Here is a 14,198-nt window from a genome sequence, read left to right on the forward strand (position 1 = left end):
GATGCACTCGTCCGCTCTCCTGCTGATCGAGTTCGGTTCCATCATCCTCGGCCTCGGCCTGCTCGGCCGGTTCGCCGCCCGCTTCCGTCTCTCGCCCATCCCGCTGTATCTGCTCGCCGGTCTGGCCTTCGGCGAGGGCGGGCTGCTGCCGCTCGGCGCGAGCGAGGAGTTCGTCGCCATCGGCGCCGAGATCGGCGTGATCCTGCTGCTGCTGATGCTGGGGCTGGAGTACACGGCCGGTGACCTGGTGACCAACCTCAAGGCGCACTATCCGGCGGGTCTGGTCGACTGCGCGCTCAACGCCCTGCCGGGCGCGGCGGCGGCGCTGCTGCTCGGCTGGGGACCGGTGGCCGCGGTCGTCCTGGCCGGTGTCACCTGGATCTCGTCGTCCGGCGTGATCGCGAAGGTGCTCGGCGATCTCGGCCGGGTCGGCAACCGGGAGACACCGGTGATCCTCAGCGTGCTGGTTTTGGAGGACCTGGCGATGGCGGTGTACCTGCCCATCGTCACGGCGCTGGTGGCCGGGGCCGGGCTGCTGGCCGGGAGCCTGACGCTGGCGATCGCGCTGGGCGCGGCGGGGCTGGTGCTGTTCGTGGCGGTGCGCTACGGGCGGGTGCTCTCCCGGTTCGTCTCCAGCGACGACCCGGAGAAGCTGCTGCTGGTGGTGCTGGGCCTGACGATCCTGGTCGCGGGCGTGGCGCAGCAGGTGCAGGTGTCGGCGGCGGTCGGCGCGTTCCTGGTGGGCATCGCGCTGTCCGGGGAGGTCGCCGAGGGCGCGCACACACTGCTGAGCCCGTTGCGCGACCTGTTCGCCGCCGTCTTCTTCGTCTTCTTCGGGCTGCACACGGATCCGGCCAGCATCCCGCCGGTCCTGCTGCCCGCCCTGGCGCTGGCCGTCGTCACGGCCGCGACGAAGATCGCCACCGGGTACTGGGCGGCACGGCGGGCCGGGATATCCGTCAGGGGACGCTGGCGGACGGGCGGCTCCCTGGTGGCGCGCGGCGAGTTCTCGATCGTCATCGCCGGACTGGCGGTGACGGCCGGCGTCGAGTCGTCCCTGGGTCCCCTGGCCACGGCGTACGTGCTCATCCTGGTGATCCTCGGGCCCCTCACCGCCCGCTTCACCGAGCCCCTGGCGACCCGCTGGACCCGCCGCCGCGCCGCCGGGAGCGGGCGGACGAGCGAGAGCTCACCGCGGCCGGCGGAGGCGGAGGCGTCCGTGGGGGACTGACGGCGGCACCGCGTACGGCCCCGTCCGGGCGGCGGCCGCACGGCCCGCGGCCGCCGGCCGGTCACCGCCCGGCGTACGCGGCTGCCGTCGGCGGCTCCGCCGCGTCCCGGCGCCCCGGCGTCAGGCGCCCCCACCCGGCGTCCACCCCTGCCGGCGCAGCACCCCCGCCACGTCCGGCGCCTCGTAGTGCTCGCCCTTGAGGACCTTGCCGTCGGAGCGGCGGGCGATCCGGCCGTCGGGACCCCGCTTGGTCATGTTGGAGCGGTGGATCTCGGCGATCACCGCGTCGAGGTCGATGCCGTGGACGAGAGCGGTGCCGTACGCGACGTAGACGACGTCGGCGAGTTCGTGCGCCAGCCGGTCCAGCGGGCCGGTGACGGCGACCTCGGCGACCTCGGCGGCCTCCTCGGCGAGCAGCTCCGCGCGGTGGGCCGCCATCTCCGGCGGGACCTGCGTGGGCGTGCTGCGGACGTCCAGCCCGAAGGCGAGGTGGAAGGCGCGGACCAGTTCGGCGGGTGAGGAACTCATGCGCCGACTGTAACGACCGCCGCCGGCAGCCTCCGCCCCCGGCCGCGGCACCCTGCCCCGCCCACGGCCCGCGTCCGGTCCCGCCCTGGTCAGTTCCCCGCCCCACCTGGCAGGATCGCGCGCATGTCCAAGGTGTTCCCCCGGATCGGCGGGCGCCGGGCCCTGCAGGGCGCGGCCGCCGGCGCCGTCGCGCTCGGGCTGCTGCTGTGGTGGCTGCTGCCGCTGGGCGAGAAGCCGCCGAGCGGGACGATCACGTTCAGCACGGGAACGCGCGCCGGCGTCTACCAGGAGTACGGCGAGCGGCTGCGCACCGCTCTCGCCGAGGACATGCCCGACCTGAGGGTGCGGCTGCTGACCAGCGCGGGATCGCAGGAGAACGTCGAGCGCGTGGCGACCGGGAAGGCCGACTTCACGATCGCCGCGGCCGACGCGGTGCAGACGTACGCGCTCGCCGGCCGGCCCGGCGCCGGCCGGCTGCGCGGTGTCGCCCGTCTGTACGACGACTACGTGCAGCTCGCCGTCCCGGCGGACTCGGACATCCGGTCCGTGGCGGACCTGCGCGGCAAGCGGGTGGCGGTCGGGCTGCCGGACTCGGGGGTCCGGCTGATCGCCGACCGGGTGCTCAGGGCGGCGGGCATCGACCCGGAGAAGGACATCACGCCCCGGTCCGACGGCATCGACACCGGGCCCGAGCGGCTCGGGCACGGGCTGGACGCGTTCTTCTGGTCGGGCGGGCTGCCGACGGACGGGCTCAAGCGCGTCGTCGAGACCTCCGGTCTGCGGTTCGTGCCGATCGGCGCCGACCTCGTCGCCGAACTGCACGAGCAGGGCGGCGCCACCCGCCACTACCGCGCCACGCAGATGCCGGAGTCGGCCTACCCCGCCGCGCAGAACGGTTCCGCCGTGCCGACACTCGCGGTGTCCAACCTGCTGATGACCCGCGAGGACACCGATCCCCGGCTCACCGAGTGGCTGACCCGGACCGTGATCAGGAGCCGGGACGGCATCGGCGCCCACGTGCACTCGGCGCAGCTGGTGGACGTGCGCACCGCGATCTACACCCAGCCGCTCGTCCTGCACGACGGCGCCCGGCGCTACTACCGCTCGGTCAAGCCGTAGGGCGGTTGCGGGGCACGGCCACGGTCACCTTCAGCCCGTGCGGCTCGTGGTGGTCGTAGGCGATCGAGCCGCCGCCGGCGGCGAGCAGTGCCCGGCAGATGGACAGGCCGAGGCCGGAGCCCTTGACGTTCTGGTGGCGGCCGCTGCGCCAGAAGCGGTCGCCGACGCGGGCGAGTTCCTCGTCGGTCAGGCCGGGGCCGTCGTCGGTGACGACGACGGTCGAGGTGGCGCCGTTGGAGGCGACGGCCACCGTGACGGTCCCGTCCTCGGGCGTGAACTTGACCGCGTTGTCGATGACCGCGTCCAGGGCGCTGGACAGCGCCACCGGGTCGGCCCACGCCGTGGTCGCCGGGCAGCTCCCCACCAGCCGGACGCCCTTGGCCGCGGCGGTGGGCGCCCAGGCCGCCACCCGTTCGGCGGCGAGGGCGCCGATGTCGATGAGTCCCAGGTCGGCCTCGGTGTGCTCGGCCAGGGCCAGGTCGAGCAGGTCGTCCAGGACCCGCGCCAGGCGCTTGCCCTCGGCCCGGACCGAGGCGATCTCCTCGTTGCCCTCGGGCAGTTCGAGGGCGAGCAGCTCGATGCGCAGCAGCAGCGCCGCCAGCGGGTTGCGCAACTGGTGCGAGGCGTCGGCGACGAAGGCGCGCTGCTGCTCCAGGACGTTCTCCACGTGGTCCGCCATCTCGTTGAACGACCGGGCCAGGCGCCTGAGTTCCGGCGGGCCCCCGGTGGCCGCGACCCGGGACTTCAGCCGCCCGGTGGCGATGTCGTGGGTGGTGGCGTCCAGCACCCGTACCGGTTTGAGCACCCAGCCGGTCAGCCGCAGCGCGGCGCCGACGGCCAGCAGCATCGCGCCGGCCTCGCCCGCGCCGATGACCAGCCAGCCGTGCAGGATCCGCGACCGCATCGGCCCGGTGGGCGAGTCCGTCACGACGACCGCGACGACGTCCCCGTCCCGGATGACCGGCGAGGCGACGACGAGGCGGCTGCGCTGCCAGGGCCACACCTGTTCCGGGTCGTGGCTGCGGCGGCTGAGCAGCGCCTCGTCGAAGGCCGCGCGCACCTCGCCGTGCTCGGGCAGGAACCAGTCCTCCGGCGCGTTGGCCATGCGCACGTCGTTGCGGTAGAAGACGCCCGCCCGTATGCCGTAGACGTCGTAGTAGCTGGCCAGTTCGCTGCGCAGGGTCTCCAGGCGCTCGTCGGGGCTGGTGGGCCGGGAGCCGTAGGGGGAGTCGGTGACGTACTGGGCGAGCGCGGCGAAGCGCGCGGTGTCGTCGATCCGGTCGACGACGACCTTCTGCTGCTGGGCCGCCGCGACGCTGGCGGCGAGCGGGACGCCGAGCGCGAGCAGCACGGCCGCCATCAGGACGATGAGCAGCGGCAGGAGACGCGTGCGCACCCCGGACCCGCTACGAGCCCGGGGCGACGAGGCGGTAACCGACGCCGCGTACGGTCTCGATGAGCGCCGGCATGCGCAGCTTGGCGCGCAGGGACGCCACGTGCACCTCCAGGGTGCGCCCGGTCCCCTCCCAGCTGGTGCGCCAGACCTCGCTGATGATCTGCTCCCGCCGGAAGACCACCCCGGGCCGCTGGGCGAGCAGGGCCAGCAGGTCGAACTCCTTGCGGGTGAGCTGGACGACCGAACCGTCCACGCTGACCTGGCGCGTCGGCAGTTCGATGCGGACGGGGCCGAGGCGCACCACGGTCCCGTCGGCCCCCGGGGCGTCCTCGTGGACGGTGCGCCGGCTGACGGCGTGGATCCGGGCGAGCAGCTCTCCGGTGTCGTACGGCTTGACCACGTAGTCGTCGGCGCCGAGGTTGAGGCCGTGGATGCGGGAGCGGACGTCGGAGCGGGCGGTGACCATGATCACCGGGGTGCTGGTCCGCTTGCGGATCTTGCTGCAGACCTCGTAGCCGTCCTGGTCGGGCAGGCCCAGGTCGAGGAGGACGACACCGAAGCCGTTGCCCTCGGGGACGAGTGCCTGGAGGGCCTCCTCACCGCTGCGCGCGTGCGTGACGTCGAACCCGTGCCGCGCCAGGACCGCCGACAGGGCGGCGGCGACGTGGTTGTCGTCCTCGACGAGCAGCAGTCTCATCCCGGCCCCCTTCGGTTCATCGGTCGTACGATCGGAGCGTGTACACATCGGTGTGCACGCGCGCGTGTTCCTCGTGCAGTCACGCTGATAGGACAGGACGGCGTCAAGAGGGTTCCGGTTGCTCGCCGGTTCCGTTATCTGGCCGATATGCACCCTGCTCACAAGTGCTACGACATGTGTCCGATTGCTATCGGATCGTGATCCTCAGATTCCCCTCAGATGTAATGACGCAGGTCGCACCGCGTTACTACTGTCCTCCGGAAACCGAGGAGGACGGAGCCTGAGAGCGATGACCGAAGTATCGGTGGCCGAGAAGGATGTGGCCGCGACCGACGAACTGGTCGTCCTGAAGAGCGTCAACAAGCACTTCGGCGCGTTGCACGTACTCCAGGACATCGATCTGACGATCGCCCGCGGCGAGGTCGTCGTGGTCATCGGACCCTCCGGGTCCGGGAAGTCCACCCTGTGCCGCACCATCAACCGTCTGGAGACGATCGACTCGGGCTCGATCACGATCGACGGCAAGCCGCTGCCCCACGAGGGCAAGGAGCTGGCCCGGCTGCGCGCCGACGTCGGCATGGTCTTCCAGTCCTTCAACCTCTTCGCGCACAAGACCGTGCTGGAGAACGTGACCCTGGGCCAGATCAAGGTCCGCAAGGCCGACAAGCGGAAGGCCGAGGAGAAGGCCCGCGCCCTGCTCGACCGGGTCGGCGTCGCCACGCAGGCGGACAAGTACCCCGCACAGCTCTCGGGCGGCCAGCAGCAGCGCGTCGCCATCGCCCGGGCGCTGGCCATGGACCCGAAGGTGATGCTCTTCGACGAGCCGACGTCGGCTCTCGACCCGGAGATGATCAACGAGGTCCTGGAGGTCATGCAGCAGCTCGCCCGCGACGGCATGACCATGATCGTCGTCACCCACGAGATGGGGTTCGCCCGCTCGGCCGCCAACCGCGTGGTCTTCATGGCGGACGGCCGCATCGTCGAACAGGCCACGCCGGACCAGTTCTTCAGCAATCCGCGCAGTGACCGCGCCAAGGACTTCCTGTCGAAGATCCTGCACCACTGACCGTCCGCCCCGATCCGTCGTCCGACCGCCCGCACGGATCCGTCACCGACGGCCCTCGTCTCTTCCTCACCCAAGGATGTGCACCATGAAGCTCCGCAAGGTCACCGCCGCCTCGGCCACCGTGCTCGCGCTCGCCCTCACCGCCACCGCGTGCGGCTCCGGGGACGGCGACGACAACGGCTCCGGCTCCGGCTCCGGCGGCGACAAGAAGATCGCCATCGGCATCAAGTTCGACCAGCCCGGCCTCGGCCAGAAGACCCCGCAGGGCTACGCCGGCTTCGACGTCGACGTCGCCACGTACGTCGCCGGGAAGCTCGGCTACAGCGAGGACCAGATCGAGTGGAAGGAGTCGAAGAGCGCCGACCGCGAGACCATGCTGCAGCGCGGTGACGTCGACTTCATCGCCGCGACCTACTCGATCACCCCGGAGCGCCAGGAGAAGGTCGACTTCGCCGGCCCGTACCTGCTGGCCCACCAGGACGTGCTGATCCGCGCCGACGACGACTCCATCAAGTCGCCGGAGGACCTGAACGACAAGAAGCTGTGTTCGGTGACCGGCTCGACCTCGGCGCAGAACATCAAGGACAAGCTGGCGCCCAAGGCCCAGCTGCAGCCGTACCCGACGTACTCGGCCTGCCTGCCCGGTCTGCAGAACGGCGCCATCGACGCGCTCACCACCGACGACTCGATCCTCGCCGGGTACGCCGCCCAGGCGCAGTTCAAGGGCAAGTTCAAGCTCGGCGGTTTCAAGATGACCAACGAGAACTACGGCATCGGCGTCAAGAAGGGCAGCGACCTCAAGGCGAAGATCAACGACGCGCTGGAGGCCATGGTCGCCGACGGCTCCTGGGAGAAGGCCGTGAAGGACAACTTCGGTCCGGCCGACTACAAGTACGAGCCCGCGCCGAAGATCGGCGACATCAAGAGCTGAGGCAGCGCCTGACAGGGTGCGCCGTCCCGGGCGAGGGAGGCGCACCGGGGCGGGTATCCCTACACGCGGAAGCGCGGGAGATCGTGTTCGACTTTCTTGGAGATTACGACCTGCTGGGAGCCTTCTGGACGACAGTGCAGCTCGCCGTGCTGTCGGCCGTCGGCTCCCTGATCTGGGGCACTCTGCTGGCCGCCATGCGCGTCAGCCCGGTGCCGCTGATGCGCGGTTTCGGCACCGCGTACGTGAACACCGTGCGGAACATCCCGCTCACCGTCATCATCCTGTTCACCTCGCTGGGCCTGAACCAGACACTGGGGGTCGCTCTCGGCGCGGACAGGGTCGAGACGGTCAACTTCCGGCTCGCCGTCCTCGGTCTGGTGCTCTACACCTCGGCCTTCGTGTGCGAGGCGCTGCGCTCCGGCATCAACACGGTGCCGGTCGGGCAGGCGGAGGCGGCCCGCGCGATCGGTCTCAGCTTCCGCCAGGTACTGGGTCTGGTGGTGCTTCCCCAGGCGTTCCGCTCGTCCGTCGGCCCGCTGGCGAACGTGCTCATCGCGCTCATCAAGAACACCACCGTGGCCGCCGCGATCGGTGTCGCCGAGGCGGCGGTGCTGATGAAGGAGATGGTCGAGAACGAGGCGCAGCTGCTGCTGATCTCCACGGTCATCGCGTTCGGCTTCGTGGTTCTGACGCTGCCGACCGGCCTGGTCCTCGGCTGGGTGGGCAAGAAGGTGGCGGTGAAGCGATGAGCTCCGTTCTGTACGACGCCCAGGGCCCTCGCGCCAAGCGGCGGAACATCGTCCTCACCGTGGTCTTCGTGGTCGCCCTCGCGGCCCTGCTGTGGTGGGTGTTCAGCACGCTCAAGGACAAGGGCCAGCTGGAATGGGTCCTGTGGGAGCCGTTCTTCACCAGCGGCGAGGCCTGGTCCACCTACATCTGGCCGGGCCTGGAGAACACCCTGAAGGCCGCCGCGCTCGCGATGATCATCGCGTTGCCGCTCGGCGCCGTCCTCGGCATCGCCCGGCTGTCGGACCACGTCTGGATCCGGGTGCCGGCCGCGGTCGTGGTCGAGTTCTTCCGGGCCATCCCGGTGCTGGTCCTGATGATCTTCGGCCTCGCCCTGTTCGCCGAGTACACCGACGTCAGCTCCGACGACCGCCCGCTGTACGCGGTCGTCACCGGTCTGGTGCTGTACAACGCCTCGGTCCTCGCGGAGATCGTCCGGGCGGGCATCCTGTCGCTGCCCAGGGGACAGTCCGAGGCGGCGGCGGCGATCGGCCTGCGCAAGAACCAGGTGATGCGGCTGATCCTGCTGCCGCAGGCGGTCACCGCGATGCTCCCGGCCATCGTCAGCCAGCTCGTCGTGATCGTGAAGGACACCGCCCTCGGCGGCGCCGTCCTCACCTTCCCGGAGCTGCTCTCGTCGGCCAACACGATGAGCGGCTACTACGGCGCCAACGTCATCGCCAGCTTCACCGTCGTGTCCGTGATCTTCATCGTGCTCAACTTCTCGCTCACGTCCTTCGCGAGCTGGCTGGAGGGCCGGCTGCGGCGGGGCAAGAAGTCGACGGGCGCGGTGGTCGGCGCCGGCGCGGTCGAGGAACTCGCGGCCCCCGGCGAGCACGAGGAGCTGCAGAAGACGGCCTGACGACGGATCAGGCCACCCGACGGGAGGCCGGACGGGACGGCAGGGACTCAGGAGGCAGTGGGCATGATCGCCACTGCCTCCTTCGCTTGACGCGAGCTGTGGCAATGGGTTGCATACGTTCTGTGATCGTGCACCCTGCTCCGACTTCCTGTTCATCCACGTTCCTCGCCAGGACGCCGCCACGGGCAGGGGGCGCCGCACCGTGGACCCGGTGATCATCGCCGGAGCGGGGCCCGTCGGGCTCACGCTCGCCCTGGCGCTGGCGCGCCAGGAGGTGCCGTGCGTCCTCCTCGACGAGGGGCCGGGCACGGACGAGCCCCGTCCCGCGCGCACCGTCGTCCTGCACGAGGACACCGCCGCCCTCGTGCAGCGGCTCAGCGGCGTACCGCTGGCGCGGGCCGGGTTCCGCTGGGCCGGATGGCGGTCGATGCGGCGCAGGCAGGTGATGCGCGAGATCGCGTTCGACGACACCGACCCCGCCCCCCTGCACATCGCCCAGCACGTCCTGACCGGCGCCCTGCGCGCGGCCCTGGCCCGCGAACCCCTGGTGAGGACCGCCGTGGACAGCCGCCTGGACGGAGTCGAGCAGGATGCCTCCGGCGTCACGGTCCGCACGCGCGGCCCCAAGGGCACCTGGTGGCGCGGCAGTTACCTGGTCGGCTGCGACGGCCCCCGCTCCACCGTGCGCAAGCTCCAGGACATCCGCTTCCCCGGCCGTACGGCGGTGGAGCGGCACGCCGTCGCCGCGCTGCGCACCGAACTCCCCTGGCAGGACCAGGCGTTGCTCCACCGGGCGCCGCCGTGGCGGACGTCCGGCCCGTCGGCCGGGGAGATCACCGCCCGTCCCCTCCCGGACGGCGTCTGGCGGGTGGACTGGCTGCTGCCGCCGGGCAAGGACCTGGTCACGCCCGAACTGCTGGTGACCCGGATCCGCGAGACGCTGGCCGGCTGGACCGGCGGCTCGGTCCCGCCGTACGAGCTGGTGGACACCGGCGTCCACACCGTCCACCACCGCCTGGCCCGCCGCTGGCGGGTCGGCCGGGTGTTCCTCGCCGGGGACGCCGCGCACCTGCTCGGCGCGCTGGGCACCCAGGGCCTCGACGAAGGACTCCGGGACGCCGACAACCTCGCCTGGAAGCTGGCGCTCGCCTGGCACCACGGGCCGCACGAGGCGCTGCTCGACAGCTACCAGACCGAACGGCGCGCGGTCGTCGCCGCCCGGCTGCGCGCCGCCGACCAGGCGCTGCCGCTGCTGCGCGGCGGCAAAGGGCTGCGGTCGGTGGTGCCCGGCTCCGCCCGCGGGCACGACGCGCTGCTCACCGACGGTCACCTGGGGCGCGGGTCGCTGGGCGCGCCGGGGGCGTACGCCGACTCGCCGCTGATGCCTCCGCGCCTCGAAGGGGAGGTCCCCGTCGAGACACCGCCCGGTTGGCCCGTCACGGACGTCGTGGTCACGGCGGAGGACGGCTCCTTCGTACGGCTGCGGGACCGGCTCGGCCGCGGGGCGCTGCTGGTGGTGCTGGTCGCGCCGGGCACGGGGGTGTGGGAGCGCAGGCACTGGGCGAGCGCCGGCCTCATGCCCCGGCTGGCCGCCGCGGTGGACTCGCTGCCGCGCCCCGCCGAGCTGCTGGTCGCCGAGAGCTATCCGGGCGCGGCCGCCCACACGGTGCTGCTGGTGCGGCCCGACGGCCACCTGGTCACGGCGCTGAGCGGGGTGCGCCCCGCCGACCTGCACGCGGCGGCGGAGGCCGCGCTGGGCGGGACCGGGCGGACGGCCGAGGAGGCGGAGGCCGGGGCCGGGGCCGGGACGCGCTGAAGGAGCGGAGGGGAGGCGGCCGCGGAACGCGCGCCGGGGCCCGTCGGGGACGTGCGCACCGGCACCGCGTCGGCCGCGCGGCGGGGCGGGGCCGTGTGATCCGTACGGTGACGGTGTCCGTCCGCCCGGTGCCGATGGGTTTGACCGGTGAGCACCGGCATGGTGTACTCCGGATCGTGATCGACACCTGCGTGCGCCTGTGGCGGAGGGTCCACATGGACCTCGTCCGCTACGCGGGCTGCGTGTGTCGCCCGTCCTGCTGAACTCGCATCGCTTCCCCGCGCGCTTCGCTCCCACACCCTCGCGCGCCCTTCGCGAACACCCCTCAGGACGGTACCCGTGTCTGTCTCTCCCGCCGCGTCCACCACCGCGTCCCCCGCGGCTTCCTCCGCCGCTGCCGCCTCCGTTCCCCCGCCCGATCAGGCCGGCCTGCTCGACTTCGTACGGCGTGCCGCCGCCGACGCCGAGCTGATCGCCTCGCTCCCGCTCGACCCGCAGGGCCGCACCTGGGTGCGGCTGGAGGGGCCCGGCGGCAGCGAGGCCTGGCTGATCGGCTGGCCGCCCGGCACGGGCACCGGCTGGCACGACCACGCCGACTCGGTCGGCGCGTTCGTGACCGCGTCGGGGGAGCTGAAGGAGAACTCGCTCGCCGCCCGGCTGCCCACCGAGGGCTGGAAGACCCTGGAGCTCACCGACGGCGTGGACCGGGAACGCCGGCTGCCGGCCGGGAGCGGCCGCGCCTTCGGCCGGCACCATGTCCACGAGGTGCTCAACGAGTCCCCCGACCGGCACGCCGTCTCCGTCCACGCCTACTACCCGCCCCTGCCGCGGATCCGCCGCTACAGCCGCAGCGGGCGGATTCTGCGCCTGGAGCAGGTCGAGCGCCCCGAGGACTGGCAGTGAGCGGCACGGGTGAACGGCCCGTCGGCATCGACGAGCTGCTGGAACGCGTACGCGCCGGGTATGCGCGGATCGGGCCCCGGGAGGCGTACGAGGCCGCCCGGGCGGGCGAGGCGCTGCTCGTGGACATCCGGTACGCCGCGCTGCGCGATCGGGACGGCCTGATCCCGGGCGCCCTGGTGATCGAGCGCAACGAACTGGAGTGGCGGCTGGACCCCCGAGGCAGCCACCGCGTCCCCGAGGCCACCAGCCACGACCTGCGCGTCGTCGTGATCTGCAACGAGGGCTACGCCTCCAGCCTGGCGGCGGAGTCCCTGCACCGGCTGGGCCTGCACCGGGCGACCGATCTGGCCGGGGGGTTCCAGGCGTGGCGAGCGGCGGGGCTGCCGGTTGCGGCGTAGGACCCCGGCGCTCCGGGCGTCGTGCGGTCACCCGGGAACGGCACCGTGTCCAGGCCCGGAGGACGGTACAGCGGTGCCGGGTCCGCGTCGGCCCCGGTGATGAGGAGGGGCCGGCGGAAGCCACCCCCGGTCCGCACCGTGCGCTCCCGTACGCCGGCGCACCCCGGCATGCGCGGCACGTGTCCTCGTCCGGGATGCCCGGGTCCGCGCGGAACCGTTCAGCACCCCTCGTCCTGCAGGAACTCCGTGTCCTCGCCCTCCTCCTCCAGCGCCTGCCGGACCACGCGCAGGGCCATGCCCTCGGAGTAGCCCTTGCGGGCGAGCATGCCGGCGAGGCGGCGCAGGCGCTTGTCGCGGTCGAGGCCGCGGGTGGCCCGCAGCTTGCGGGCGACGAGTTCGCGCGCGGTCGCCTCCTCCTGCTCGGAGTCCAGTCGGGCGACGGCCGCGTCGACCAGCGTGGCGTCGACGCCCTTGGTCCGCAGTTCCCGGGCGAGGGCGCGCCGGGCCAGTCCGCGGCCGTGGTGCCGGGACTCCACCCAGGCGTCCGCGAAGGCGCCGTCGTCGATCAGGCCGACCTCCTCGAACCGCGACAGCACCTCCTCGGCGGCGTCGTCCGGGATCTGCCGCTTGCGCAGCGCGTCCGCGAGCTGCTTCCGCGTGCGCGGGGTCCCGGTGAGCAGGCGCAGGCAGATCGCCCGTGCCTGCTCCACCGGGTCCCCCGGAGACCCCGCCTCCTCGGCCCTCGACGAGGAAGGGGCGCCTCCGTCCTCTCCGGACGGTTCCCCGCGGCCGCGCCGGCGGCCTCCGCGTGGGCCGTCCGCGCCACGGAGCCCGGCGCCGCCCCGCCGCGGCGAGCCGCCGCCCGCGGAACCGTCGCCGCGCTCCGCGCCGCCGTCCGGCCACGCTCCGCCGTCCGGCTCGTCGCCGTGCGTCCCGTACCGCTCGTCCGTGCCGTACGGCGCCGCGCGGCCGTGTCTCCGGCCCGCGCCGCGCGGCACGTCTCCCCCGTACGCGCCGTCTCCCGCCCCGGCGGAGCCGGCACCGTCCTGACCGGCACCGCCCGCCCCGGCGGAGCCGGTGCCGCCCGCCCCGGCGTGCGCGCGCACGGCGGCGTCCGGGCAGGCGTGCTCGGCCCAGTCGGTTCGTCGTGTCACGGGTCAGCTCTTGGCCGCCGCGGCCTTGGACTTGACCGCCTTGGCCGCCGATGCGGGCACCGCCGCGGCGGTCTCGGCCGGAGCGGCGACCGCAGCGTCCGCGGCCGGCTCGGCGGCCGGCTCCTCGGGCCGCACGCCGACGCCCAGCTTCTCCTTGATCTTCCTCTCGATCTCGTTGGCCAGGTCGGGGTTGTCCTTCAGGAAGTTGCGCGCGTTCTCCTTGCCCTGGCCGAGCTGGTCGCCCTCGTAGGTGTACCAGGCGCCGGCCTTGCGGACGAAGCCGTGCTCCACGCCCATGTCGATCAGGCCGCCCTCGCGGCTGATGCCCTGGCCGTAGAGGATGTCGAACTCGGCCTGCTTGAAGGGCGGCGCGACCTTGTTCTTGACGACCTTGACCCGGGTGCGGTTGCCGACCGCCTCCGTGCCGTCCTTCAGGGTCTCGATGCGGCGGATGTCCAGGCGCACCGAGGCGTAGAACTTCAGCGCGCGGCCACCGGTCGTGGTCTCCGGCGAGCCGAACATCACGCCGACCTTCTCGCGGAGCTGGTTGATGAAGATCGCGGTGGTCTTGGACTGGTTGAGCGCACCGGTGATCTTCCGGAGGGCCTGGCTCATCAGACGGGCCTGCAGACCCACGTGGCTGTCGCCCATCTCGCCCTCGATCTCCGCGCGCGGGACGAGCGCGGCGACGGAGTCGATGACGATGAGGTCGAGGGCGCCGGAGCGGACCAGCATGTCGACGATCTCCAGCGCCTGCTCGCCGTTGTCCGGCTGGGAGAGGATCAGCTGGTCGATGTCGACGCCGAGCTTCTTGGCGTACTCGGGGTCGAGGGCGTGCTCCGCGTCCACGAAGGCGACCGTGCCGCCCGCCTTCTGCGCGTTGGCCACGGCGTGCAGGGTCAGGGTGGTCTTGCCGGAGGACTCCGGGCCGTAGACCTCCACCACACGGCCGCGCGGCAGGCCGCCCACGCCCAGGGCCACGTCGAGCGCGGTCGACCCGGTCGGGATGACCTCGATGGGCTCCTTCGAGCGCTCGCCCATGCGCATGACCGCGCCCTTGCCGAATTGCCGTTCAATCTGTGCGAGTGCGGCGTCCAGGGCCTTCTCGCGGTCGGTTCCTGCCATGGGTTCCACCCGGTTTGCTTGAGTCGATCGCTTCACGTCAAAGACGCTAACGCCTGCCACTGACAATGCGCCCCGACGCAGGCCGGCCTGTGGATAACTCGGGCATATCTCCACCAGAGCCGCGGCGAAACGCCCTCGTCGCCCATGCCGGAGCCCTCATAAGAATAGATGTTCGATTTTTGTGTC

The 14,198-nt window shown here is 72.5% G+C and carries 15 protein-coding genes; 10 read left to right on the plus strand and 5 right to left on the minus strand.

Annotated features, from left to right (window positions below):
• Window position 1: 1 nt before the first annotated feature.
• Window positions 2-1,231, plus strand: coding sequence for a cation:proton antiporter (locus ABD363_RS25450; RefSeq protein ID WP_344607535.1), 1,230 nt, complete (start codon window positions 2-4; stop codon window positions 1,229-1,231).
• A gap of 120 nt (window positions 1,232-1,351) precedes the next feature.
• Here ABD363_RS25450 and ABD363_RS25455 read toward each other — a convergent pair whose 3' ends face one another.
• Window positions 1,352-1,759 carry a pyrophosphohydrolase domain-containing protein gene (locus ABD363_RS25455; RefSeq protein WP_344607537.1) on the minus strand — a complete coding sequence of 136 codons (408 nt, stop codon included), beginning with the start codon at window positions 1,757-1,759 and terminating at the stop codon, window positions 1,352-1,354.
• A 123-nt stretch (window positions 1,760-1,882) separates the two neighbouring features.
• On the opposite strand from ABD363_RS25455, the gene ABD363_RS25460 reads away from it, so the two are divergent.
• Window positions 1,883-2,878, plus strand: coding sequence for a TAXI family TRAP transporter solute-binding subunit (locus ABD363_RS25460; RefSeq protein ID WP_344607539.1), 996 nt, complete (start codon window positions 1,883-1,885; stop codon window positions 2,876-2,878).
• Here ABD363_RS25460 and ABD363_RS25465 read toward each other — a convergent pair.
• Both ABD363_RS25465 and ABD363_RS25470 read right to left on the minus strand, forming a co-directional pair.
• Window positions 2,868-4,274, minus strand: coding sequence for a sensor histidine kinase (locus tag ABD363_RS25465; RefSeq protein WP_344607541.1), 1,407 nt, complete (start codon window positions 4,272-4,274; stop codon window positions 2,868-2,870). The two genes, ABD363_RS25460 and ABD363_RS25465, sit on opposite strands and share 11 nt — an antisense overlap.
• Window positions 4,275-4,284: 10 nt before the next feature.
• Window positions 4,285-4,971, minus strand: coding sequence for a response regulator transcription factor (locus ABD363_RS25470; RefSeq protein WP_344607543.1), 687 nt, complete (start codon window positions 4,969-4,971; stop codon window positions 4,285-4,287).
• A 289-nt stretch (window positions 4,972-5,260) separates the two neighbouring features.
• On the opposite strand from ABD363_RS25470, the gene ABD363_RS25475 reads away from it, so the two are divergent.
• The 8 genes from ABD363_RS25475 (at window position 5,261) to ABD363_RS25510 (ending at window position 11,733) form a co-directional block, all read left to right on the plus strand.
• Entirely contained in the window at window positions 5,261-6,037 is a 777-nt protein-coding gene (locus ABD363_RS25475; RefSeq protein WP_344607545.1) for an amino acid ABC transporter ATP-binding protein, read from the plus strand.
• Between the two features lie 85 nt (window positions 6,038-6,122).
• Window positions 6,123-6,968, plus strand: coding sequence for a glutamate ABC transporter substrate-binding protein (locus tag ABD363_RS25480; protein WP_344607547.1), 846 nt, complete (start codon window positions 6,123-6,125; stop codon window positions 6,966-6,968).
• Window positions 6,969-7,051: 83 nt separating this feature from the next.
• Window positions 7,052-7,717 carry an amino acid ABC transporter permease gene (locus ABD363_RS25485; protein ID WP_344607549.1) on the plus strand — a complete coding sequence of 222 codons (666 nt, stop codon included), beginning with the start codon at window positions 7,052-7,054 and terminating at the stop codon, window positions 7,715-7,717.
• The gene (locus ABD363_RS25490) at window positions 7,714-8,616 is read left to right on the plus strand and encodes an amino acid ABC transporter permease (RefSeq protein WP_344607551.1); all 903 of its coding nucleotides are present in this window, start codon (window positions 7,714-7,716) and stop codon (window positions 8,614-8,616) included. Before ABD363_RS25485 ends, ABD363_RS25490 begins: the two co-directional genes overlap by 4 nt.
• A gap of 202 nt (window positions 8,617-8,818) precedes the next feature.
• Window positions 8,819-10,432 carry an FAD-dependent monooxygenase gene (locus ABD363_RS25495; RefSeq protein ID WP_344607553.1) on the plus strand — a complete coding sequence of 538 codons (1,614 nt, stop codon included), beginning with the start codon at window positions 8,819-8,821 and terminating at the stop codon, window positions 10,430-10,432.
• 134 nt (window positions 10,433-10,566) lie between these two features.
• A complete protein-coding gene (locus ABD363_RS25500) occupies window positions 10,567-10,695 on the plus strand; it encodes a putative leader peptide (RefSeq protein ID WP_344607596.1) in 129 nt (42 codons plus the stop codon).
• Between the two features lie 76 nt (window positions 10,696-10,771).
• The gene (locus ABD363_RS25505; protein ID WP_344607555.1) at window positions 10,772-11,335 is read left to right on the plus strand and encodes a cupin domain-containing protein; all 564 of its coding nucleotides are present in this window, start codon (window positions 10,772-10,774) and stop codon (window positions 11,333-11,335) included.
• Window positions 11,332-11,733: a rhodanese-like domain-containing protein gene (locus ABD363_RS25510; RefSeq protein ID WP_344607557.1), complete on the plus strand. Its 402-nt coding sequence runs from the start codon at window positions 11,332-11,334 to the stop codon at window positions 11,731-11,733. Before ABD363_RS25505 ends, ABD363_RS25510 begins: the two co-directional genes overlap by 4 nt.
• Window positions 11,734-11,951: 218 nt before the next feature.
• On the opposite strand, the gene recX is transcribed toward ABD363_RS25510, so the two are convergent.
• Both recX and recA read right to left on the minus strand, forming a co-directional pair.
• Window positions 11,952-12,887: a recombination regulator RecX gene (gene recX, locus ABD363_RS25515; RefSeq protein ID WP_344607559.1), complete on the minus strand. Its 936-nt coding sequence runs from the start codon at window positions 12,885-12,887 to the stop codon at window positions 11,952-11,954.
• A gap of 3 nt (window positions 12,888-12,890) precedes the next feature.
• A complete protein-coding gene (gene recA / locus ABD363_RS25520) occupies window positions 12,891-14,012 on the minus strand; it encodes a recombinase RecA (RefSeq protein WP_344607561.1) in 1,122 nt (373 codons plus the stop codon).
• Window positions 14,013-14,198: the final 186 nt, after the last annotated feature.

Source organism: Streptomyces glaucus, from assembly GCF_039533365.1.
Taxonomy (GTDB): Bacteria; Actinomycetota; Actinomycetes; order Streptomycetales; family Streptomycetaceae; genus Streptomyces; species Streptomyces glaucus.